The sequence below is a fragment of the Candidatus Polarisedimenticolaceae bacterium genome (genome assembly GCA_036376135.1).
Taxonomy (GTDB): domain Bacteria; phylum Acidobacteriota; class Polarisedimenticolia; order Polarisedimenticolales; family DASRJG01; genus DASVAW01.
On sequence record DASVAW010000137.1, the window covers coordinates 1 to 22022 of the forward strand.

A 22022-nucleotide genomic window follows, 5' to 3' on the forward strand; every position below is an offset into this window, starting at 1 on the left:
GACGCAGTTCGCGATCGGCGAGATCCGCGTCGATGCGCACGCCTCGCTCCCGCTCGAGGGCTGCCGCGAGTGCGACGGCGCGCGCCACCTTCCGCTCCGCGATCGCGCGTCGGTCGTCGTCCTCGAGCTTCGCGGGCGAACCCGTTTGCCAGGAGCGGTACAGGTCGTCGAGTGCCAGTTGCCCGGCGACGCGCTCCTCGATGCCGACGTCCCGCGCGTGCGCGGGAGCGGGAAGAAGCGGCAAGAGGAGGGACGCGGCGGCGAGGATGAACGTCGGTCTTTGGAGCATGTTGAGGCGTCTATACCCCCCGCGCCCAGCCTTCGTCAAGATCCGATCCCGGTCCCCCAGCGGCGCTCCCGCTCGCCGATCCTTCCCTCGAACGTCCACGCCCCCGAGTCGTATTTCCAGCAGCGCAGCTCCGCCGCGCGCAGGCGCTCCGCGTCGCCGTACTCGGCGCGCTCGAACCGGGCGCCCAGGCGCTCTTCGAACGCGGCGACGAGAGCGGCGTCGAGCTCGTCGACGCGCACGCGCCGTCCGAGGAGATCCTCGATCCCCGCGAACGCCGCGGGGTCGGCCTCGCGACCGATCGCCGCGGACCAACGGGCCGCGTCCGCGCGGAGCAGGATCGATCCGTGCTGCAGAAACGCGCCGCGGCGACGCAGCTGCGCGGAGCCGATCACCTTGCGCCCGTCGACCTCGATCTCGAGCGGTCCCGGTCGGGCGAAGCAGACGGGATCGGCGCCCGGTCCGGGATCCGAGGGGGCGTCGCCGGCGCGCGCCGGCAACCCGAGGAGCTCGAGTGCGCGCACGAGCGTCGCGGCGAGGGTCCGGTACGTCGCGATCACCCCGCCGTCGAACGGCGGCGCGTCGAGCCGCGCGACGACGGCGTAGGTGCGCTCGTGTTCGTGAAGGACGGCGCGTCCTCCGGTGGGACGTCGCACGAGGCCCAGCCCTCGATCGAGCAGCCAGCCGAGTTCGTGCGAGCCGGAGGCGGGCTGGCGCGAGCCGAGGGACAACGTGGCGGTCTCCCAGCCGTACAGGCGCAGCGTCGGCTCGACCGGCGAGGCGGCGGCGCGCTCGAGGATCGCCTCGTCGAGCGCCATGTTCGCGGGGCCGTCGGCGGGGGGGTCGGAGATCAGACGCCACTTCGTCACCCCGCAAGCCTAGCAAGGCGTATCATCGAGGCACTTCAGGTGGGGGCCAGCATGCGGGTAGCGCTTCTCCACGGCGTGTTCCTTATCTTGGTTTCGCTCGCGTCGGCGCACGCCCGCGCTCCCGGTTACGACGAGCAACTGAGCGCGGAGCTCGCCGTCGCGAAGCTCCAGCACGGGTGGACCCTCGATGCCGGTCCCTTCGACGAGCGGCGCGTCACGGCCCATCTGGCGCCGAAGGTCGCGCGCCGAACGGTCACGCAGGGTCCGACCCGCTTCGAGCTCGAGATCGAGTGGCAGCGCATCCGCACCAACACCCGCTTCCCCGAACGTCTCGCGCAGATCGAACGCGCGCTCGGACATGACCTCGACCTGATCCTCGAGGCCTTCGTGCGGCCGGTCCTCGAGACACGAGGAAGCGCCGGGTTCGGATCGCATGCCGGATTCGGACCCGACGACACGTGGTCGGCGGGAGTGCTGGACGACGCTCCGACGACTCGCGGGAATCACACGGCGGTGTGGACGGGAAGCCTCCTGATCTTCTGGGGCGGCCTCTCGGGGGCCGCGGACACACCCGTCGCCACCGGCAATCGATACGATCCCGTCGCCGACGCGTGGTCGGCCGTATCGACGATCGCCGCCCCGGCCGCGCGCTCGCGGCACACCGCCGTCTGGACGGGCTCGAGGATGATCGTGTGGGGCGGATTCTCCGCGAAGGCCGACGGCGCCGCCTACGATCCCGTCAGCGACACGTGGACGCCGCTCGGCCTCACGGGCGCCCCCGCGGGGCGTCACGACCACACCGCGGTCTGGACGGGCTCGAAGATGATCGTGTTCGGGGGCACCGGCGCGGCGGGCACGCTGGGGGACGGCGCGGCCTACGATCCGGACACGGACTCCTGGTCGCCGCTTTCGACGGTCAACGCGCCAGCGGCGCGGGCCTCGCACACCGCCGTCTGGACGGGATCCACGATGATCGTGTGGGGAGGATCCGATCTCGCGACGGGCGGGCGCTACGATCCGTCGTCGAACACCTGGGCGCCGACCGCCACGACGGGTGCCCCTGCCGGTCGCAGCGATCACGTCGCCTCGTGGACCGGCTCACGCATGCTCGTCTGGGGTGGCGGCCCCGGCACGACCGCGGTCAACACGGGCGGCGCCTACGACCCCGTCGCGGACGTCTGGTCGCCGATCTCCACCACGGGCGCTCCTGCGGGTGCCCGCGACCCTTCGTCGGCGTGGGCCGACACGAGGCTGCTCGTGTGGGGCGGCAACTCCGGCAACCCGGGTGGACGATACGACCCCGCCTGGGACACCTGGACGCCGATGTCGATCGTCGGAGCGCCCGCGAGTCGCAGCCGGCACACCGGCACATGGACCGGCTCGCGCTTCGTCATCTTCGCCGGGCAGTTCCTCGCGAAGGGCGAGCCACTGGACTCCTACACCAACGGAGGGGCGAGCTACGACCCGGCGACCGACTCGTGGCGTTCGCTGCTTCCTCCCGCGGTCCGTTCCGGCGCCTCGATCGTCTGGACCGGAACCCAGGCCATCGTCTGGGGAGGAGTGCACCGGCCGCGACTGAGCGACGGCGGTCGCTACGATCCCCTCGTGGACGCCTGGTTCGGCATCTCGCCGATCGGCGCCTTATCCCCGCGAAGTTCGCACGCCGCCGTATGGACCGGAACCGAGATGATCCTGTGGGGCGGGGCCGGGAGCAACTCGACGCCTCTGGGCGACGGCGCCGCCTACGACCCGCAGCAGGACCAGTGGCGACCCGTGAGCAACGTGGGAGCGCCGAGTGCCGGCACAGATGTGGCCATCGCCTGGACCGGTTCGGAGGTGCTCGTCTGGGGAGGAGCGCCGAGCGGGGCGCGGTACTCCCCCGCCGACGACACCTGGACGCCGATCTCCGCGACCGGGGCGCCGGGCGGGCGATTCAACTTCCAGTTCGCGTGGACCGGATCGAAGCTCTTCATCTGGGGCGGAACGGTCTCCGGCGTTTACGTCCCGACGGGTGCGCTCTACGACCCCGCGAGCGACTCGTGGACTCCGACGACGACCGTGAACGCACCGACCGGTCGCCAACTCGCGGCGACGACCTGGACAGGGCGTCGCGTCGTCGTCTGGGGAGGAAGGAGCACCTTCGACGTGTCGCAGGGCGGTCGTTACGACCCTTCGATCGACGCGTGGGAGCCGATCTCGACCTTCGGTGCGCCCGCGCTGCGCGAGCAGCCCACCGCGGCGTGGACGGGTGGCCGTGTCTTGATCTGGGGTGGAAACACCACGGCCCCGGGCGGACGCTACGATCCCGTCAACGACACGTGGAGCCCGATGAGCGCCGTCGGAGAGCCGGCCCCGTTCCGCACGAGCTTCAACTCCCTTTGGACCGGCGAGCACATGCTCGTGTGGGGAGGGCAAACCGGATCGACGATGGGCCGCGACGGCTCCCTCTACCGCTCGGCGATCGACACCGACGGCGACGGTGCGCTCGATCAACACGACTGCGACCCGTGGGACCCGCTCGTCGTCTCGACTCCCGGTCCCGCCGAAGGGCTCGGGTTCGACGCCGACCGGATCACCCTGAGATGGACGAGCGCCGCGGGAGCCGCAAGCCACGAGTTGTCTCGCGGCGATCTCGAGGTGGTGCGGGGGGGCGGCTCGCTCGACACGTGCGTGGCGACCGGCCTCGCGACGAGCGCCACCGACGCGGTCGTCCCCGCCGCGGGGGCGGGGTTCGCGTATCTGGTGCGAGGCCGGAACGCGTGCGGCGCCGGAGCGTGGGGATCGCCGGGTGGAGCCTGCCCCTAGACCTCTTGCCCGACTCCCCGCTCCCCCTCGCGGAACTCGACCGACTTCAGCGCGTACTTGCGCAGCAGCCGCTGCAGCGCCGACCGGAGCATGCCGGAGTACGCCGCCGCCGCGGTGACGTTCCCCCCGTGTCGGCGCATCAGGTCGGCGAGGTACGCGCGCTCGAACGCCTCGACGACCCGCCGCTTCGCGTCGCGGAAGGGGCGGTCGGCGACGACGTCTCCGGGCCCGGGGTCCCCCCCTCCGGTCTGGCGAACCGCCTCCGGCAGGTGCTCGGGGCGGATCCATCCGTCGGGCGCGAGGAGCGCCGCGTGCTCGACCACGCGCCGGAGCTCGCGGACGTTGCCGGGCCAGCGCCAGCGCGAAAGCGCCTCCGCGGCCTCGGGATCGAAGCGCATCGCCGTGAGGTCGTTGATCGCCCGTAGGGCGTCGAGGAATCCCTGCGCGATCAGCGGCACGTCCTCGAGTCGCTCGCGAAGCGGCGGAAGGTGGACGACCGAAGTGCCGAACCACGACACGACGTCGCGCGAGACCCTCCCCTCGTCCGCGGCGCGCCGCGGGTCGCGCGACGTGGCGCCGACGATCCGCGTCTGCAGGCGTCCCGCCGCGTAGTCCCGAAGCAGTCGGTCGAGGGTCGCCGCGGGAAGGTCGAGGATCTCCTCGACGAACAACGTGCCGTCGGCGGCGAGGTCGACGAGGCCGCCGTTCTTGCGGAACAACTCCTCCTCGAAGGCGCCGGGAGCCGAGACCCGCGCGTCGGCGACGACGAAGGGGGCCGCGTGACGGGACGAGCGCTGGTGCAACAATCGCGCGGCGAGCTCTTTCCCGGTCCCCGGCTCCCCGACGAGCAACACGGGGTCGTCGGAGGCCGACAGGCGCGCGACGCGCTCGCGCACGCGCTCCATCCCCTCGCTCCTTCCGACCAGGCCGGAGAAGCCGGAGGCCTCGCTCGCCTCGAAGCGGCGGGAGTGGTAGTCGCTCAGGATCGGGGCGACGATCTCGATCGCCTCCGAGACGCCGTGGACGTTCCGGGCCTCGACCCCGCGTTCGGCGAGGGCGCCGACGATTTCGCGGGCTTCACCCGGATTCCGACTCACGACGAGGATGACCGGGCGTTCCATGCGGCGTCCCTCCCTCACGCGCCGATCGCGAGATTCGTGGGGGGAGTATAGATCGACGGGCCGCGGAAAACGCCGAAAAACGAAACCCCGCTACTCCTGCACCCGCTCGACCTCGTCGATCAGCAGGTCGAGGTCGGGGACCACCGCGTGGCGCCGGTCGAAGCGCGCCACGCCGTCGTTCTCCAGGTCCCGAAGCACGCGGGAGAGACTCTCGGGGCGTGCCCCCACCATCGCGGCGATGTCGCGCCTGGAGAGGGGCAGCTCGATCGTCAGCGTCCCGTCGTCGTCCACCGTCGAGTTGCGGTCCTTGAAGATGAGGAGCAGGTGGGCGAGCCTCGCGCGCAGCGGGAGGGTCAGCGCGCGCACGCGTTCGGTTTCGGAGTCGACCAGGCGCTCGGAGACCCGGTTGAGGAAGCGAAGTCCCAACGAGGGGTTCCGGTCGAGCAGGGTGCGGACACCCGCCTTCTCGATGAAGCACACCTGCGTGCGCTCGAGGGCCTCGGCGCTGGCGGTGTGCTCGCGCGCCGAGAAGAAGGCGGTGTAGCCGAGCGTCTGCCCCTCGCCGAAGATCCCCACGACCACGGCGCCGCCGTTGCCGTCGGACTTCTTCAGCGCGACCGAGCCTCCTTCGATGCAGTGGATCCCCAGGCACGGACTGCCTTCGTAGTAGATCACCTGCCCCGGCTCGTAGACGTTGCAGACCTTGTGCTGGTTGAGGATCTTGAGATCCTCCGGTTCCAGCACGCACCACTCCGACCGATCGCGCGACTGACAGGTGAAGCAATTGGTCTGTCGCCGGGACGGAGAGCCACCAATTCGATAAAGACCGTTCCCCATGACGGCGTGATTGTGGTGCGGAAGTTGATTTCTATCAAGTGCCCCGGTAACGGCCGTCAAGGTCGGAGGACTCCCGCGTGCCTAGACTGGCGCGGAACGAGGAGATCCCCATGGACCTGCGACGACCCGACCGCAAGCAGGATGCCCTGGCGAAAGCGCTGGGGAACCTCCCGGACGTCACCCCCGTCGCCGCGCACAGCGGCCAGGTGCTGCTCTATCCACACCACGTCCCCAACGGGCTCTACCTGGTCCTGCAGGGTGTGGTGCGCCGGGACAGCAACCGCCTGATGGACGCGAGCCGCGGGCCCTTCCTGATCCCGTCCTACGACGAGCTCGACCGTCCGGCGCCCACGAGCTTCACGGTGGCGCGCGAGACCCGCATGCTCTTCATCCCCCGGAGCCTCGCCCTGTTCGACGGGGAGGTCCGAAGGCTGCTCGAGAGCGCCGGTCTCGCCGGACGACCGACCGCCTGAACCGTTCCCGAACGGAGGTCCGCACGTTGAACACCTCGCCTCGCCTCGAGTCCTTCGTCTACGACGACGCGATCGTCCGGAAGTTCCTGTTCGCGACCCTGCTCTGGGGGATCGTGGGAACGCTCGCCGGGGTCGTGATCGCGCTCCAGCTGGCGGTGCCGGCGCTCAACTTCGACCTGCCGTTCCTCACGTTCGGCCGCCTGCGTCCGCTGCACACGAACGCGGTGATCTTCGCCTTCGCGGGGAACGCGATCTTCACGGGCGTTTATTACTCGTGCCAACGCCTGCTGAAGACGCGGATGTTCTCCGACGCGCTGAGCGCGATCCACTTCTGGGGCTGGCAGCTGATCATCGTGCTCGCCGCGATCACCCTCCCGCTCGGCTTCACGAGCGCGAAGGAATACGCCGAGCTCGAGTGGCCGATCGACATCCTGATCGCGCTCGTCTGGGTCGTCTTCGCGGTGAACGTCTTCGGGACGATCGCGAGGCGCCGTGAGCGTCACCTGTACGTGGCCATCTGGTTCTACATCGCGACCCTGATCGCGATCGCGGTCCTGCACATCTTCAACAGCCTCGAGATGCCCGCGAGCCTGCTGAAGAGCTACTCGGTCTACGCCGGGGTGCAGGACGCCTTCATGCAGTGGTGGTACGGGCACAACGCGGTGGCGTTTTTCCTCACCACGCCGTTTCTGGGCCTCATGTATTACTTCATGCCGAAGGCGGCCGACCGGCCGGTCTTCTCCTACAAGCTGTCGATCCTCCACTTCTGGACGCTGGTCTTCATCTACATCTGGGCGGGGCCCCACCACCTCCACTACACCGCGCTGCCCTCGTGGGCGTCGACCCTCGGGATGTTGTTCTCGATCATGTTGTGGATGCCGTCCTGGGGGGGGATGGTCAACGGCCTGCTGACCCTGCGGGGCGCCTGGAACAAGGTCGCCGAGGACCCGATCCTCAAGTTCTTCGTCGTCGCGGTGACGTTCTACGGAATGTCCACCTTCGAGGGGCCGCTGCTCTCCATCAAGAGCGTGAACGCCCTCTCGCACTACACCGACTGGACGATCGCGCACGTGCACGGCGGGGCGCTCGGCTGGGTCGGCTTCATGACCTTCGGGATGGTGTACTGGCTGCTCCCGCGCCTGTTCCAGGCGCCGCTTTGGAGCCGCAAGGCCGCCGAGATCCACTTCTGGACCTCGACGATCGGCATCCTGCTCTACATCGTCGCGATCTACGCCGCCGGGCTCACGCAGGGGCTGATGTGGCGCGCCTTCGACGAGGGCGGCCGCCTCGCCTACCCCGACTTCGTCGAAACCGTGATGCGGCTGATGCCGATGTACTGGCTGCGCGTGGGCGGCGGGGTGCTCTACGTCGCCGGTGTGGTGATCTGCATGGTCAACGCGATCCTGACGTGGCGGTCGCGGCCCGCGCGCTACGAGGAGCCCGTCCACCGGGCCCCGGCCCTCTCGCGCGACTACGTCGACCACGAGCCCGGCTCGAAGCTCAAGCAGTCCGGCGCCCCGGTGGCCGGGTTCGCCTACACTCTCGAGCGTTTCGTCGGCGCCGCCTGGCACCGCCGGTGGGAGCGCCTCCCGCTGACCTTCACGGTCTGGACGACGGTCGCCGTCGTCACCGCGTCGCTCTTCGAGATCGTCCCCACCTTCCTCATCCGCTCCAACGTCCCCACGATCGCGGCCGTGAAGCCCTACACCCCGCTCGAGGCGGCGGGGCGCGACGTGTACATCGCCGAGGGGTGCAACAACTGCCACTCGCAGATGGTGCGGCCGATCCACAGCGAGACGCAGCGTTACGGCGAGTACTCGAAGCCGGGCGAGTTCGTCTACGACCACCCGTTCCTGTGGGGCTCGCGTCGCATCGGCCCCGATCTCCACCGCGTGGGCGGGAAGTACCCGAACCTCTGGCACGTCCGCCACTTCGAGAACCCGCCCGCGGTCACGCCGAACTCGATCATGCCGCGGTACCCGTGGCTGCTGAAGGACACGATCGACTTCACCTCCCTCGCGCCGCGCCTGAAGGCGCTGCGCGCGGTCGGCGTCCCCTACGACGACGCCGCGATCGCGGGGGCGGAGTCCCTCGCGAAGACCCAGGCGGCGAAGATCGCCGCGGACGTCGAGACGCAGGGCGGCCCCGCCGGGCTCGAGGACAAGCAGGTGGTCGCGCTGATCGCCTACCTGCAGCGCCTCGGGACCGACATCAAGCTCGCGGCGCCGGCGGCGGCCCCGGCGCCGCCCGTCGCCGCCGCCGGGGCGAGCGCACGATGAGCCTCACCGACATCATGAGCGAGGCGAACCTGCACTTCTGGGCGGAAGTCGCCCTGGTGATGTTCGTCGTGCTGTTCGTCGGCGTCGTGCTCTACGTCTTCTCCCGCCGGAACCGCGCCGCGTTCGATCGCGCCAGCCGCCTGCCGCTCGACGACGCCCCGACCGAAACGGGCGTCCAGGAGAACCCTCGACATGAGCGCCGTTGATCCCGAGAAGCTGCTCGACCACGAATACGACGGCATCCAGGAGTACGACAACCCCCTGCCGGGGTGGTGGCAGCTGCTGTTCTGGGGGACGATCGTGTTCTCGGCCGTCTACATGCTCTATTACCACGCGGGCGAGGGGCGGTCCGAGCTCCAGCAATACGAGGCGGACATGCTGGCGCTGGGCGAGATGCAGGCGAAAGAGGCGCTCTCCGCCGGGCCGGTGACCGATGCGACGCTCGAGGGGCTGCGGGCCAACCAGGGAATGATGCTCGGCGCGCGGCAGCTGTTCGTCTCGAAGTGCGCGACGTGCCACGGCGAGAACGGCGAGGGGAAGATCGGCCCGAACCTCACCGACGACTACTGGCTGCACGGCGGCCTGCCGACGAACATCCACAAGACGATCACCGACGGGGTCCCGGCGAAGGGGATGATCAGCTGGAAGCAGCAGCTGCGCCCCGGGGAGATCGCGGCGCTCGCGGCGTACGTGACCACCCTGCACGGCACGAACCCGGCCAACCCCAAGGAGCCGCAGGGCGAGCGGTTCACCGCCCCGCCCGCGGCGGCGGGCGCACCCGCCGCGCCGACGCCCCCCGAGGCGACGAAGGGCGCGAAGGAGTAGCCATGCCCCCCGCGACGCCCCCCGAGGTCGCGCCCTCCACCGTCCTGCCGACGATGAACGCGGACGGGTCGCGCCGCTGGGTGCGGCCGAAGCTCTCCCGCGGGCCCTACTGGCGTCGGCGCTTCGCGGTCGCGTGGGCCCTCATCGTGCTGTTCGCCGTGATCCCCCACCTCCGGATGAACGGCAAGCCCGCGATCCTGCTCGACGTCGTGCACCGCCGCTTCACGCTGTTCGGAACCACGTTCCTTCCGACCGAGACGCTGCTGCTCATGCTGCTGCTGGTCGGGACGTTCCTCCTGGTCTTCCTGCTCACCGCGATCTACGGCCGCGTCTGGTGCGGCTGGGCGTGCCCGCAGACCGTCTACATGGAGTTCCTCTACCGGCCGGTCGAGACGCTTCTCGAGGGAAATCGCGCCCGCCAGCTCAAGCTCGACCGCGAGGGCCCCGACGTCCGCCGTTTCCTGAAGTACGGCGTCTTCGTCCTGTTCTCCATGTTCCTCGCGCACACCTTCCTGGCCTATTTCGTGGGCACCGAGGCGCTGGCGCGCTGGATCACCCGCTCGCCCTTCGAGCACCCCGCCGCGTTCCTGATCATGGCGGGGACGACCGCGGCGATGTTGCTCGACTTCGGCGTCCTGCGCGAGCAGGTGTGCCTCGTGGCGTGCCCGTACGGACGATTCCAGTCGGTGCTGCTCGACCGCCGCTCGCTCATCGTGGGGTACGACGCCGCGCGCGGGGAGCCGCGATCGCGCCTGGGGACGCGCCCCGACCGCACCGCCGGCCCCGACTGCATCGACTGCCGCGCGTGCGTGGAGACCTGCCCGACCGGGATCGACATCCGCGACGGCCTCCAGATGGAGTGCATCCACTGCACGCAGTGCATGGACGCGTGCGACACGGTGATGGCGAAGATCGGTCGCCCCCAGGGCCTCGTGCGCTACACCTCGCGCGACGAGCTCGCCGGGGCGAAGCCCCGGCGCCTGCGCGCGCGGCTTCTGATCTACCCGGCCCTTCTCGTCGTCGCGTGGGGCGCGCTGGGCGTCGCGCTCGCCCGCCGCGAGTCCGCGGAGGTGACGCTGCTTCGCGGCATCGGCGTTCCGTTCACGATCCTGCCGGACGGCCAGGTGTCGAACCAGATGCGGATCAAGATCGCCAACCGCGGCGACACGGACCGCAGCTACCGGCTCGAGCTCGTCGACGCCGCCGGCCTCACGCTCGTCGCGCCGGACAACCCGCTGCACGTCCCCGCCGACAAGCTGGTGGAGACGACCGCGTTCGTGGTCGGCGACGACGACGCGATCCCGGGAGGCATGCGCAACGTCGTGCTGCGCGTCGACGACGGAGCCGGCTTCACCGCCGAGAAGCCCTGGCGCGTCCTCGGACCGGAGGAGGATTGAAGGGGCGCGCCTGGCCGTGGATGCTCGTGGGGCTCCTCGTCTTCGGCGTGGGGGTCAACATCGGCTTCCTGATCGTCGCGACGGGGGATCCGTCGTTCGCGGTCGAGGAGGACTACTACGGGCGCGCGCTGCGATGGGACGAGACGACCCGCGAGGCGGCGAGCAACGCCGAGCTGGGCTGGACGGTCGCCGTCGAGCCGACCCCCTCCGCGAAGGGGCCCGGCTGGACCGACCTCGCCCTTCACGTCGTCGATCGCGACGGAAACCCGGTGACCGGCGCGCTCGTCTCGGTCGAGGCCTTCCACCACGCGCGTGCGGCGGACCGCCTGCGCGTCGACCTCGTCGCGTCGGGCGAGCGCTACGCGGCGACGCTGCCGATGCGGCGCGCCGGCCTGTGGGAGCTTCGCGTGCGCGTCGAGAAGGGCGCGACCACCTTCACGACCGTGCTCGACCGCGAGCTCGGGGGGTTGCGGTGACCGCGGCCGCCCTCGCGGTGTTCGGCGCGAGCCTCGCGGGAAGCCTCCATTGCGCGGGGATGTGCGGCCCTCTCGTCCTGCTCTGGGCGGGAGAGGGCGAGGACCCGCGCGCCGCGCGCTTCGGGCACGTCGCCTACAACGCGGGCCGCCTCGTCGCGTACGCCGCCATGGGCGCCGTCGCGGGGGCGATCGGCGCCGCCGTCGAGGTCACCGGCGCCGTCGCCGGCTTCTCGGGGACCGCCGCGCTCCTCGGCGGCGCCTTCGTGGCGTTGTGGGGGCTGCACGGCGTGCTGGGCGCGCTCGGCGCGCGCGTGCCTCGCCTCGCCCCTCCCGCCCGGTGGGCCGGAGCGGCGGCGCGGGCGATGCGTGCGGTCCGGGGGATGCCCGTTCCGGCGCGCGCGGGTCTGCTCGGCCTCCTCTCGGCGCTGCTCCCGTGCGGATTCCTCTGGGCGTTCGTCGCGACGGCGGCCGGGACCGGCTCGCCGGCGTCGGGAGCCGCGGTGATGGCGCTGTTCTGGTCGGGGACCCTACCCGCCCTCGTGGCGGTGGGCGCGGCGGCGAGGCGGATCGCGGGACCGCTCCGGCGGCGCCTCCCGCTCGTGACCGCCGCCGTCGTCCTCGTCGTCGGACTCGCGGTCGTCGCCAAACGGGCGTGGCCCGTCCACGCCGATCCCGGATCGGCGACGACGTCCGGTTGCTGCGACCATGCCCACTGAGCTCCCGGTCTGCGCGCACTGCGGCCTTCCCGTCCCGCCCGCGCGCGTCGTCGCGCCTTCGGCGGAGGCGTTCTGCTGCGACGGGTGCGCCTCGGTGCACGCGATCCTCGTCGGCGAGGGGCTCGACCGCTGGTACGCGCTGCGCGACGCCGACGCGCGCGCCGATCGCCGCGCCGCGCGCACGACCGGCGCCACCTTCGACGCGATGGACGATCCGGCGTACGCATCGGTCGCCTGTCGCGAGAGGCCGGACGGCCTCCGCGAGGTCGACTGGGTCCTCGAAGGGGTCCACTGCGCCGCTTGCGTGTGGCTGGTCGAGCGTCTCCCCCGCCTGGCGCCGGGGGTCGTCGAGGCGCGCCTGGACCTTCCGAAGTCGCGTCTGCGCCTGACGTGGGACCCGGCCCGCACCGCGCTCTCGTCGATCGCGCGGCGCCTGGATCGCTTCGGCTACCCGCCCCATCCGTTCCGCGGGGCGCGCGCCGAGCAGGCCCGCCGCGCGGAGGAGCGCCGGATGCTCGTGCGCCTCGGGATCACCGGCGCCTGCGCCTCGAACGTCATGGCGATCGCCTTCGCGTTGTGGGGCGGGATTCTCGGCGGCATGGAGCGCGAGTTCGACCAGTTCTTCCGCTGGGCGAGCGTGGCGATCTCGCTCCCGGCCCTCTACTGGGGGGGAGGCGTCTTCTTCCGGGGGGCCTGGAACGCGCTGCGCGCCCGGACCCTCCACATGGACGTCCCGATCGCCCTCGGGATCACCGGCGGCTTCGCCCACGGCGTGGTCAACACGATCCGGGGCGGCGGCGTCGTCTACTTCGACTCGGTCACCGCCCTGATTTTCCTCCTGCTCGCCGGGCGCTGGGTCCAGATGCGCCAGCAGCGGAGGGCCGCCGACTCGGCGGAGCTTCTGGTCGCGCTGGCTCCTTCGACCGCGCGACGCGTCGAGGAGGACGGCATCGTGCGAGAGGTCCCGGTCGAGGCGCTGCTTCCCGGGATGCGCGTGGAGGTGCGCGCCGGAGAGACCTTTCCGGCCGACGGCGTGGTCGCCGAGGGACGGACCTCGGTCGACCGGTCGTTGCTCACCGGCGAATCGCACCCCCAGGCCGCGAGCGCCGGCGACGAGGTCCATGCCGGAACGCTCAACCTCGCCGCCCGCGTCCTCGTCGCGGTGCGGACGACCGGCGAGGCGACGCGCGTCGGACGCCTCATGCGCCTCGTCGAGGAGCACGCCGCGCGGCGTGCCCCGATCGTGCAGCTGGCCGACCGGATCTCGGGAGTCTTCGTCGCGATCGTGCTCGTGCTCGCGGCGCTCACGGCGCTGTTGTGGTTGCGGCTCGACCCGGCGCGCGCCTTCGATCACACGATCGCGCTGCTGATCGTGACCTGCCCGTGCGCCCTCGGGCTCGCCACTCCGCTCGCGGTCGGCGCCGCGGTCGGCCAGGCCGCGCGCGCGGGGATCCTGATCAAGGGGGGGGACGCCCTCGAGCGCCTGTCGGTCGCGGGCCGGATGTGGCTCGACAAGACGGGGACGTTGACCGAGGGGAACCTCGCGGTCGTGGCGTTCGAGGGGGACCGCGGCGCGCTCCGGCTCGCGGCGGCCCTGGAGACCCATTCCTCCCATCCGACGGCGCGCGCCCTCGCGGCCTTCGACCCGGGCGCGGCGGAGCTCGCGGCCGTCGACGTCGTCGAGACCCGCGGAGGCGGGATCGAGGGACGGGTCGCCGGCCGGAAGGTGCTCGCGGGATCGATCGCCTTCGTCCGGGCGCGGGGTGTGGTCCCCGATCCGGCGACGGCCGCCCGCCTCGCAGGCTGGGCGCGCGACGGTCGAACCCCGGTCGTCGTCGCGCTGGACGGCCGCGTCGCCGCCGCGGCCGCTCTGGGGGACCGCCCGCGCGAGGGGACCGAAGCGGCGCTCGCGCGCATCCGCGCGCTGGGGTTCCGGACGGGCCTGCTCTCGGGGGACCATCCCGACGTCGCGGCCTCGGTCGCGCGGCGACTCGGTTTCGAAGGGGACGACGTCCGCGCGGGGGCCACACCGGAGGACAAGCTCGAGATCGTGCGCGCCGGTGCGAAGGAGGGGCCCGTCTTCATGGTCGGGGACGGGGTGAACGACGCGGCGGCGCTCGCGGCGGCGACGGTGGGGATCGCGGTCCACGGCGGGGCGGAAGCCGCCCTCGAGGCGGCCGACGTCTACGTGAACCGCGCGGGACTCGGCCCCGTCGTCGAGGTCCTCGAGGGATCGCGCCGGGCGATGGCCGTCGTGCGGCGCAACCTCGCCTTTTCGTTCGCCTACAACGCGCTGGGGGTGGTGCTCGCCATGGCGGGGTGGATCAACCCCCTCGTGGCCGCGGTGCTGATGCCTCTCAGCTCGATCACGGTCATCGTCAGCTCGTACCGCGCGCGGATGTTCGACCCGCCCGCGCACCCGGAACCCGCGGCGCGTCGGGCCGCCGAGCGCCCGGCCGAGAAGGCGGTCGCATGAGCGTGTTGTACGTGCTGCTGCCGCTCGCCCTCGCCTTCGCGGCGGGAGCGGTCGCGTGGTTCGTCTGGGCGGTGCGGTCGGGGCAGTTCGACGATCTGGAGACGCCGGCGCTGCGGGTGCTGCTCGACGAGGAGGACGAGAAGTCCCCGGACGCGCTCAGGACCGAAGGCGCACCTGCAGGTCCGCCACGCGCTGGCGCACCTCGCGGTACCCCGGATCGGCCTGCAGGACCTCCTGAAAGAGGTCCAGGGCGCTCCTGAGCTCCCCCGTCGCCTCGAGCGTGTCCGCCAGGTCGTAACGCATGCCGTAGAGCGGATCCCCCTCGTCGCCCGCGGCGGCGAGCGCCTGGCGGTAGAGCGCCGCGGCGTCCGCGTGCTCGCCGCGCTCGCGGTGGCACATCGCGAGCATGCTCGCGGCGTCGCGGAACAACGCCGGGGATCGCATCGCGTTGCGGAACTCCCCCATCGCGTCGTCGATGAGCCCCATTTCCTTGTACGCGATCCCGAGGTCGTAGTGGGTCCGGTAGTCCTCGCTCCCCACCTCGAGCTCCACGTGTTTCTTGAAGGCGTCGAAGACGTCCTGCAGGCTCTGCTCGTCGAGCGAGCCGGCCTGGGTCTCGGGGGCCGGTGGGGCGTCGAACCCGAGCTCGGCCTCGAGCGCCGCGGTGATCGCGATGAGGTCGTCGGAGGTCGTCGGCTCGGACTCCTCCTCCGCGATCAGGACCTCCTCCTCCGCGACCGGCTCCGACGGAGCCGCGGGGGCGGCGACCCGGGCCTCGAGGGCGTCGAGCTCCGCGCCGGCGAATCCGAGCATCCGCAACGCCTCGATCTTCTTCCTCGCGTCCGGGACCATCCCCTGGTCGAGGTAGAACGCGATCTCCTCGATCATGTCCGGGGTGGCCTCGCGCGCCCTCCCCCTCGCGGCGACCGGGGGCGCGCTCGCGGCGGGCGACTCCACCGGCTCCTCGTCGTCGAAGGAGATCTCGAACTCGTCGTCGGATTCGACCGGGGCCGCGGCCGGAGCGGGCGCCTTCGCGGCGCGCTCCGCCGCCTCCGGCGGGGGGGCCGGCTCGATGACGAGCTCCTCGAGCTCCTCGACCGGCGCCGACGGGGACGGTGCGGCCGCGGCGGCCTCCGGCGCCGCAGGGGGGCTGACGAGCGCCTCGAGGGACCGGCGGCGCGCGGGCCCGAGCGTCCCCATCGCCGCGGCCTCGTCCGCCGCGTGCCGCGCGCCGGCGACGTCCCCCGCGGCACGGCGCGCGATCGCCAGGGTCGCGAGCGTCTCGGCGAGCTCGCCGCGCTCCCCCCGCGCGCGCAGCATCGCCGCCAGGCGCTCCACGCCGACGACGTGCCCCGGGAACCGCTGCGCGACCTCGCGAAGCTGCTGCAGCGCCTCGACCTGGAGGCCGTACTTCTGGAAGACCTCCGCCTCGGTGAGGTGTCCGGAGACCCACTCGTGGTCGGCCGGCGAGAGCGGCACGGCGGGGGCACCCGGGTCGGACGGCTCCTCGGCGACCGGCGCCGCGACGGCGGCGACGGGCGCGACGGCGGGTGCGGGTGCGGGAGCCGGCGCCTTCGGCGCGTCGAGTCCGCGGAGCTCCTCGTCGATCGCCGCGAGGCGATCGGCCCGTCCGTGGGCCTCCAGCGCCCGGCGCATCCGCCCCAGGGCCGCCGAGAGGGCGACGGCTCCCCCTTCGAGGCGCCGAACCCGGACCAGCCGATCGAGCGCGGGGAGAAACCCCTTCGCGTCGAGCGTGGCGAGGCGCTCGAGGACCCCCAGGGCCCTGTCGTGCCGCGCGGCCGCCTCCCAGCGATCCAGGACCGCCTCGAGACGCGCGAACCAGGGCTCGGCGGAGCCGCGCGAGGCGGCCTCGCCGAACAGCCGCTCGAGCTGCTCCTCGGAGAGGGCGTCGGCTCGCGACTCGATCAGGGCGCCGGCGGCGTCGTCGCGCCCCATGAGCCCGAGGATCGAGACCTTCTCGGCGAGCAGGGACGCATGATCGGGAAGACGCGTGAGCCCCTCGTCGAGCAGGCGCACCGCCTCTTCGCCGCGCCCGCGCGCGGCGAGCGCCTGCGCCATCCCCGCCCAGGGCTCGGCGCGCTGCGGACCGAGGTCGGCGGCGCGCCGGTAGGTGCGCTCGGCTTCCTCGTGGCGCCCCTCACGCGACCACTGATCGGCGACGACGAGGAGGTCCTCCGACGCACGCGGCGCGTCCCCTTCCGCGGCTCGCGCCTCGGCGAGGCGCACGCGGTGGAGCGCCTCCGCGGGCTCGGCCTGGACCATCCGCTCGTAGACCTCGCGCGCCTTCCCGAACTCGCGCGCCTTGAGGTGCTGCTCGGCGGCGGCCAGGAACCAGCGGCGGGCGTCGGCGGGGCGTTTCTGCTTGACGTGCAGGTCCGCCATGCGGACGAGCACCTCGACGCGGTGGGGGTCGATCTTGGCGACCTTCGCGAGGATCGCGGCCGCCTTCGGATAGAAGCCCGCCTGGGTGAAGTGGTCGGCGGCCTTCTCGTAATAACCGAGCGCATCGGAATTGCGCCCCGCGCGTGCGAGCGCGTCGCCGATGCGGTTGAGCATCAGGACGTCCCGCGGCGAAGCCTCCGCGACCCGGCGAAACTCCTCCAGCGCAGGGGCCGGACGGCCCTGCTTGAGGAGTTTCTCGGCGTTCGCGAAGGTCTTCTCGCGGTCGACGGACACGGGTCAGCGGCTCCGACGCTCCTCGATGCGCGCCTTCTTGCCGCTCCGCTCGCGCAGGTAATACAGCTTGGCGCGGCGGACCTTCCCCTGCCGGACGACCTCGATCTTCTCGACGACCGGGGAATGCACCGGGAAGATGCGCTCGACGCCGACGCCGCCGGAGATCTTCCGGACGGTGAAGGTGCTGCGCAGCCCCTCGGTCGCCCCGCGCCGGCCGATCACGTCCCCTTCGAACACCTGGATGCGCGACTTGTCGCCTTCGACGACGCGCACGTGCACCTTGACGCGGTCGCCGGGCCTGAAGGAGGGGACGTCCTTCTTGAGCCCCTCGGCCTCGATGGTCTGGATCACGTTCATCGCCCGTACCTCACTCGCCCCCGGGGGGGGCCTTCCGCTCGATTTCCGTTCGCCGCGCATCGAGGTCGGGCCGCTTGCGCCGCGTCGCCTCGATCGACCGTTCGCGCCGCCACCGCGCCACCGCGCCGTGATCGCCGCTCCGCAAGACCGCCGGAACCTCCCGCCCGCGCCAGACCGCGGGACGCGTGAAGTGCGGATGGTCGAGCAGGTCTCCCTCGAAGGAGTCCGCCCCGGCCGACGCCTCGTTCCCGAGCACCCCGGGGACGAACCGCGCGACCGCGTCCACCAGCACCATCGCCGGCAACTCGCCCCCGGTCAGGACGACGTCGCCGACGCTCAACTCCTCGTCCGCGACCTCCTCGCGGACGCGCTCGTCGATCCCCTCGTACCGGCCGCAGATCACCACGAGCCGGTCGAACCCCGCCAACCGTCTGGCGGCGTCCCGGTCGAGCCGCCCCCCCTGGGGAGTCAGCAGGACCGTCCGGGAGCGTTCGGCCGGCCACCGGGACCGGATCCACGCCACCGCGTCGGCGATCGGCTCGGGCCTGAGGACCATGCCCGCTCCCCCGCCGTAGGGCGCGTCGTCGACCTGCCGATTCGGGCCGATCCCGAAGCGTCGCAGGTCGTGCAGCCGCACCCCGAACGTCCCCGCCCTGCGCGCCCGGGCCAGCATCCCGTCCTCGAGCGCCCCGGAGAACATCCCGGGAAACAGGGTGACGACGTCGATCGTCACGTTCCGTCCTCCGCGAGCCCCTCGGGAAGGTCCACCCGGATCGTCCCGAGGTCCTCCCGGACCTCCAACACAATCGTTCCCGCGAAGGGGATGAGCAACTCCGCCCCCCCTTCGCCTTCGACCACCAGGAGGTCGGCCCCCCCGGTCTCGAGCAGATCCACGACCCGGCCGAGCGGCCCCCGCCGGGCATCCTCCACGCGAAGCCCCCGGAGCCGCTCCACGTAGTAGGTCCCGGCCGGAAGCTCGGGCACCTCCTCGGGAGGGGCCAGGATCCACCGTCCCCGCCGGGACTCGACCTCCCCCGGAGTGTCGAGCCCCCGCAGTTTCAGGACGAGCCGGTCCCGGTAGGACCGGGCCGCCTCGACCTCGAAAACCTCTGGCCCCGGGTCGGAGGCATCCCTGCCGACCCAGACCCGCGTCAATCCCGTCCATCGTTCCGGGTGCCCCGAGGGAACCCGGATGGTCATCTCGCCACGCGCGCCCCGGAACCCGGCGATCGGGCCGATCGGGAGCGCCGCGCCGCCCTTATTCGAGAATTTCGAGGACAACGCGTTTGCGGAGCTTCATGCCGGCCGCCGAGAGGATCGTCCGGATCGACCGCGCCGTCCGCCCCTGCTTCCCGATGACCTTGCCGAGGTCGTCCTGGGCCACCCGAAGCTCCAGGACGGTCGTCTGCTCCCCCTCGACTTCCCTGACCTCGACCGCCTCCGGCTGGTCCACGAGCGCCTTCGCCATCAGTTCCAGCAGCTCTTTCATGGCGCACCCTCGGAAGGCAAGCCGCGGAGGTCAGACGCCGACGGGGACCGCTTTCGCCTTCTCGATCAGGCTGCGGACCGTGTCGGAGACCTGGGCCCCCTTGGCGATCCAGGCCTCGGCCCGGGCGACGTCCAGCCGGATCGTCGCCGGCTCGGTCCCCGGATCGTACAGCCCGAGCGTGTCGACGTTTCGGCCGGTCGGCCGGCTCTGCGAGTCGGACACGACCACCCGGTAGATAGGCGCCTGGCGGCTGCCGCCCCGGCTCAAACGGATCTTCAGCACGAAACCATCCTCCCAGAGCCGTACCGGCTCACGGAAACGCCACACTATAGCTTATCGACCCAAGAACGGGAGCCGCAGCCCCTTCCGCCCCGAGGCCTGCTGCGCCTGCATGGACTTCATCATCCGGCGCATCTGGGCGAACTGTTTGAGGAGGCGGTTGATCTCGGGGACCGAGGTCCCGGAGCCGCGGGCGATCCGCTTCTTCCGGCTGCCGCTCACGATCTCCGGGCGCCTCCGCTCGTCGGGGGTCATCGAGTCGAGGATCGCCGTCACCCCCTTCAGGGCGTCGTGGTCCAGGTCGGCGTCTTTCATGTGCCCCATCCCGGGGAGCATCGCGAGGACGCCGGACAGCGGTCCCATCTTCTTCATCATGCGGATCTGGCTACGGAACTCCTCGAGGGTGAACTGGTTTCTCCGCAGCTTCTTCTCGAGGGCCTGCGCCTCCTCGAGGTCGAGCGCCTCCTCCGCCTTCTCGATGAGGCCGAGCAGATCGCCCAGTCCGAGGATGCGGCCCGCCATCCGGTCGGGGTGGAAGGCCTCGAACTCCGACGGGCGCTCGCCGGTCCCCACGAACTTGATCGGCACGCCGGTCACGTGTCGGATCGACAGCGCGGCGCCCCCCCGGGCGTCGCCGTCGGTCTTGGTGAGGATCGCGCCGGTCAGGCCGAGCGCCTTGTGGAACTCCCCCGCCGAGCGGACCGCGTCCTGTCCGGTCATCGCGTCGGCGACGAAGAGGATCTCCACCGGCTCGACGGCGGCGCGGATCGCGCGCAGCTCGTCCATCAGCGCCTCGTCGATGTGCAGGCGACCGGCGGTGTCGACGAGGATCGTGTCGAACCCCGACCGCCGCGCCTCGAGCACGCCGTCACGGACGATGTCGACCGGGTTGCGCGAGCCGTCGTGCTCGAGGACCCGGAGACCCGCGGACTTCCCGACGCGGATCAGCTGCTCGATCGCCGCGGGGCGGTACACGTCGGCGGGGATCAGGAACGGATATCGTCCCGAGTTCTTGAGCCACAGGCCGAGCTTCGCCGTGGACGTGGTTTTCCCCGATCCCTGCAGGCCGACCATCAGGATCACCGTCGGCGGCTTCGGGGCGAACCGGAGCCGGTTCACCTCGCCCGCGCCGAGCAGCGTCTCGATCTCGTCGCGGACGATCTTCACCACCTGCTGGCCGGGGGTGAGGCTCTTGAGGACCGCCTCGCCGAGCGCCTGCTCGCGCACCCGGGCGAGAAGCTCGCGGGCGACCGTGACGTGGACGTCGGCCTCGAGGAGCGCCATGCGGATCTCGCGCAGGGTCTCGTCGAGCACGCCCTCGCTGATCCGCGCCTCGCCGCGGAGCTTGCCGATGATCCCCTGGAGGCGTTCGGAGAGACCCTGGAACACGGCTTGGCCCTCAGACCGATTCGAGCAGATGGCCCATCTTCGACTTCTTGGTCGCGAGGTATCCGCGGTTGTCCGGCCCCGCGGGGACCTCGAGCGGGACGCGCTCGGCGATCTCGAGGCCGTACCCCTTCAGCGCGACGTATTTCCCGGGGTTGTTCGTCATCAGGCGCAGCCGGCGGACGCCGAGGTCGTAGAGGATCTGCGCGCCGACGCCGTAGTCCCTCAGGTCCGGGGAGAAGCCGAGGGCGAGGTTCGCCTCGACGGTGTCCTTGTTGTGCCGGTCCTGGAGCTCGTAGGCGCGCAGCTTGTTGGCGAGGCCGATGCCGCGCCCCTCCTGCCGGAGGTAGAGGATGACGCCCTTGCCCTCCTTCTGGATGCGCTCCATCGCGAGGTGCAGCTGCGCGCCGCAATCGCAGCGCGTCGATCCGAACACGTCCCCCGTCAGGCACTCGGAATGCACGCGCACGAGCACGTCCTCGCCGGGTTTCGGGTCCCCCATCACGAGCGCCACGTGGGTCTGGTCCTCGAGCTCGTAGTGGAAGGCGTGGATCTTCCAGGCCCCGCGGTCGGTCGGCAGATCCGGGGACGCCACGCGCCGCACGATCCGCTCGCGGCTCATCCGGTAGCGGATGAGGTCGGCGATCGTGATCACCTTGAGTCCGTGCTCCGCCGCGAAGGTGCGCAGCTGCGGGACGCGCGCCATCGTGCCGTCGAGGTTCATCACCTCGCAGATCACCCCGGCGGGGGTGAGCCCCGCGATCCGGCAGAGGTCGACGGCGGCCTCGGTGTGGCCCGCCCGCTTGAGGACCCCGCCGGGCTTCGCGCGCAGGGGAAAGACGTGGCCGGGGCGGGCGAGATCCTCGGGGCTCGTCTTCGGGTCGACCGCGACGCGGATCGTGGTCGCCCGGTCGGCGGCGGAGATCCCGGTCGTGATGTCCCGTCGGGCCTCGATCGAGACGCAGAACGCGGTTCCCCGCCGCGCGGTGTTGCGCCCCGGCTGCACCATGAGCGGGAGGTCGAGCTCGTCGAGGCGCTCGGGGGTCATCGGCAGGCAGACCAGGCCCCGTCCGTGCGTCGCCATGAAGTTGACGATCTCGGGGGTGACGAGCTCCGCCGCGCAGCAGAGGTCTCCCTCGTTCTCGCGGTCCTCGTCGTCGACGATGACGATCATCCGCCCGGCGCGCAGCTCGTCCAGCGCCTCGTCGATCGTCGCGAACCCGTTCGCCTCGGAAGCGTCCTTGAGCCCCATCA

The 22022-nt window shown here is 71.7% G+C and carries 21 protein-coding genes; 9 read left to right on the forward strand and 12 right to left on the reverse strand.

What is annotated here, in order from left to right; translation table 11 throughout:
• Together VF139_14090 and VF139_14095 are read right to left on the reverse strand one after the other, a co-directional pair.
• On the reverse strand, positions 1-289 hold a 289-nt coding region (locus tag VF139_14090), incomplete at its 3' end, for a hypothetical protein (protein HEX6852522.1).
• A 35-nt stretch (positions 290-324) separates the two neighbouring features.
• Positions 325-1155 (reverse strand): lipoate--protein ligase family protein, encoded by an 831-nt coding sequence (locus VF139_14095; protein HEX6852523.1) that lies wholly within the window; start codon positions 1153-1155, stop codon positions 325-327.
• Between the two features lie 75 nt (positions 1156-1230).
• On the opposite strand from VF139_14095, the gene VF139_14100 reads away from it, so the two are divergent.
• Positions 1231-3960, forward strand: a complete 2730-nt coding sequence (locus VF139_14100) for a kelch repeat-containing protein (protein HEX6852524.1) — start codon at positions 1231-1233, stop codon at positions 3958-3960.
• Here the strand turns inward: VF139_14100 and VF139_14105 are convergent.
• Both VF139_14105 and VF139_14110 read right to left on the reverse strand, forming a co-directional pair.
• Positions 3957-5081 carry a sigma 54-interacting transcriptional regulator gene (locus VF139_14105; GenBank protein HEX6852525.1) on the reverse strand — a complete coding sequence of 375 codons (1125 nt, stop codon included), beginning with the start codon at positions 5079-5081 and terminating at the stop codon, positions 3957-3959. The two genes, VF139_14100 and VF139_14105, sit on opposite strands and share 4 nt — an antisense overlap.
• A gap of 90 nt (positions 5082-5171) precedes the next feature.
• Positions 5172-5825: a Crp/Fnr family transcriptional regulator gene (locus VF139_14110; protein HEX6852526.1), complete on the reverse strand. Its 654-nt coding sequence runs from the start codon at positions 5823-5825 to the stop codon at positions 5172-5174.
• A gap of 203 nt (positions 5826-6028) precedes the next feature.
• Here VF139_14110 and VF139_14115 point away from each other — a divergent pair, with 203 nt between their 5' ends.
• Genes VF139_14115 through VF139_14150 form a run of 8 tightly spaced genes read left to right on the forward strand, consistent with a single transcriptional unit; the run spans position 6029 to position 14560 of the window.
• Complete coding sequence (locus tag VF139_14115) at positions 6029-6391, forward strand: hypothetical protein (GenBank protein HEX6852527.1); 363 nt, start codon at positions 6029-6031, stop codon at positions 6389-6391.
• A gap of 26 nt (positions 6392-6417) precedes the next feature.
• Positions 6418-8670 (forward strand): cytochrome-c oxidase, cbb3-type subunit I, encoded by a 2253-nt coding sequence (gene ccoN / locus VF139_14120; GenBank protein ID HEX6852528.1) that lies wholly within the window; start codon positions 6418-6420, stop codon positions 8668-8670.
• On the forward strand, positions 8667-8876 hold the full coding sequence (locus tag VF139_14125; protein ID HEX6852529.1) for a CcoQ/FixQ family Cbb3-type cytochrome c oxidase assembly chaperone: 210 nt from the start codon (positions 8667-8669) through the stop codon (positions 8874-8876). Before ccoN ends, VF139_14125 begins: the two co-directional genes overlap by 4 nt.
• Positions 8863-9495, forward strand: coding sequence for a cbb3-type cytochrome c oxidase N-terminal domain-containing protein (locus VF139_14130; protein HEX6852530.1), 633 nt, complete (start codon positions 8863-8865; stop codon positions 9493-9495). Before VF139_14125 ends, VF139_14130 begins: the two co-directional genes overlap by 14 nt.
• Positions 9496-9497: 2 nt before the next feature.
• Positions 9498-10892, forward strand: a complete 1395-nt coding sequence (ccoG, locus tag VF139_14135; protein ID HEX6852531.1) for a cytochrome c oxidase accessory protein CcoG — start codon at positions 9498-9500, stop codon at positions 10890-10892.
• Entirely contained in the window at positions 10889-11368 is a 480-nt protein-coding gene (locus VF139_14140) for a FixH family protein (protein ID HEX6852532.1), read from the forward strand. The genes ccoG and VF139_14140 overlap by 4 nt, the downstream gene beginning before the upstream one ends.
• Positions 11365-12084 (forward strand): sulfite exporter TauE/SafE family protein, encoded by a 720-nt coding sequence (locus VF139_14145; GenBank protein HEX6852533.1) that lies wholly within the window; start codon positions 11365-11367, stop codon positions 12082-12084. The genes VF139_14140 and VF139_14145 overlap by 4 nt, the downstream gene beginning before the upstream one ends.
• Positions 12074-14560, forward strand: a complete 2487-nt coding sequence (locus tag VF139_14150; protein HEX6852534.1) for a heavy metal translocating P-type ATPase metal-binding domain-containing protein — start codon at positions 12074-12076, stop codon at positions 14558-14560. The genes VF139_14145 and VF139_14150 overlap by 11 nt, the downstream gene beginning before the upstream one ends.
• 156 nt (positions 14561-14716) lie before the next feature.
• Here the strand turns inward: VF139_14150 and VF139_14155 are convergent, their stop codons facing one another.
• Genes VF139_14155 through VF139_14190 form a run of 8 tightly spaced genes read right to left on the reverse strand, consistent with a single transcriptional unit; the run spans position 14717 to position 22020 of the window.
• On the reverse strand, positions 14717-17257 hold the full coding sequence (locus VF139_14155; GenBank protein HEX6852535.1) for a tetratricopeptide repeat protein: 2541 nt from the start codon (positions 17255-17257) through the stop codon (positions 14717-14719).
• 3 nt (positions 17258-17260) lie between these two features.
• Positions 17261-17614: a 50S ribosomal protein L19 gene (rplS, locus tag VF139_14160; protein ID HEX6852536.1), complete on the reverse strand. Its 354-nt coding sequence runs from the start codon at positions 17612-17614 to the stop codon at positions 17261-17263.
• Positions 17615-17624: 10 nt separating this feature from the next.
• Positions 17625-18347, reverse strand: coding sequence for a tRNA (guanosine(37)-N1)-methyltransferase TrmD (trmD, locus tag VF139_14165; GenBank protein ID HEX6852537.1), 723 nt, complete (start codon positions 18345-18347; stop codon positions 17625-17627).
• On the reverse strand, positions 18344-18895 hold the full coding sequence (gene rimM, locus VF139_14170; GenBank protein ID HEX6852538.1) for a ribosome maturation factor RimM: 552 nt from the start codon (positions 18893-18895) through the stop codon (positions 18344-18346). Before rimM ends, trmD begins: the two co-directional genes overlap by 4 nt.
• The gene (locus VF139_14175; protein ID HEX6852539.1) at positions 18873-19103 is read right to left on the reverse strand and encodes a KH domain-containing protein; all 231 of its coding nucleotides are present in this window, start codon (positions 19101-19103) and stop codon (positions 18873-18875) included. Before VF139_14175 ends, rimM begins: the two co-directional genes overlap by 23 nt.
• Positions 19104-19133: 30 nt before the next feature.
• On the reverse strand, positions 19134-19385 hold the full coding sequence (gene rpsP / locus VF139_14180) for a 30S ribosomal protein S16 (GenBank protein ID HEX6852540.1): 252 nt from the start codon (positions 19383-19385) through the stop codon (positions 19134-19136).
• Positions 19386-19436: 51 nt separating this feature from the next.
• The gene (gene ffh / locus VF139_14185) at positions 19437-20771 is read right to left on the reverse strand and encodes a signal recognition particle protein (protein ID HEX6852541.1); all 1335 of its coding nucleotides are present in this window, start codon (positions 20769-20771) and stop codon (positions 19437-19439) included.
• 10 nt (positions 20772-20781) lie between these two features.
• Positions 20782-22020, reverse strand: a complete 1239-nt coding sequence (locus tag VF139_14190) for a bifunctional 3,4-dihydroxy-2-butanone-4-phosphate synthase/GTP cyclohydrolase II (protein HEX6852542.1) — start codon at positions 22018-22020, stop codon at positions 20782-20784.
• Positions 22021-22022: the final 2 nt, after the last annotated feature.

Bases quoted from the DNA above. Each gene is read 5' to 3' on its own strand.
- VF139_14190 (HEX6852542.1), bottom strand. From the start codon at position 22,020: ATGGGGCTCAAGGACGCTTCCGAGGCGAACGGGTTCGCGACGATCGAC.
- VF139_14125 (HEX6852529.1), top strand. From the start codon at position 8,667: ATGAGCCTCACCGACATCATGAGCGAGGCGAACCTGCACTTCTGGGCG.
- VF139_14105 (HEX6852525.1), bottom strand. From the start codon at position 5,081: ATGGAACGCCCGGTCATCCTCGTCGTGAGTCGGAATCCGGGTGAAGCC.
- ccoG (HEX6852531.1), top strand. From the start codon at position 9,498: ATGCCCCCCGCGACGCCCCCCGAGGTCGCGCCCTCCACCGTCCTGCCG.
- VF139_14115 (HEX6852527.1), top strand. From the start codon at position 6,029: ATGGACCTGCGACGACCCGACCGCAAGCAGGATGCCCTGGCGAAAGCG.
- VF139_14130 (HEX6852530.1), top strand. From the start codon at position 8,863: ATGAGCGCCGTTGATCCCGAGAAGCTGCTCGACCACGAATACGACGGC.
- rplS (HEX6852536.1), bottom strand. From the start codon at position 17,614: ATGAACGTGATCCAGACCATCGAGGCCGAGGGGCTCAAGAAGGACGTC.
- VF139_14150 (HEX6852534.1), top strand. From the start codon at position 12,074: ATGCCCACTGAGCTCCCGGTCTGCGCGCACTGCGGCCTTCCCGTCCCG.
- VF139_14175 (HEX6852539.1), bottom strand. From the start codon at position 19,103: ATGAAAGAGCTGCTGGAACTGATGGCGAAGGCGCTCGTGGACCAGCCG.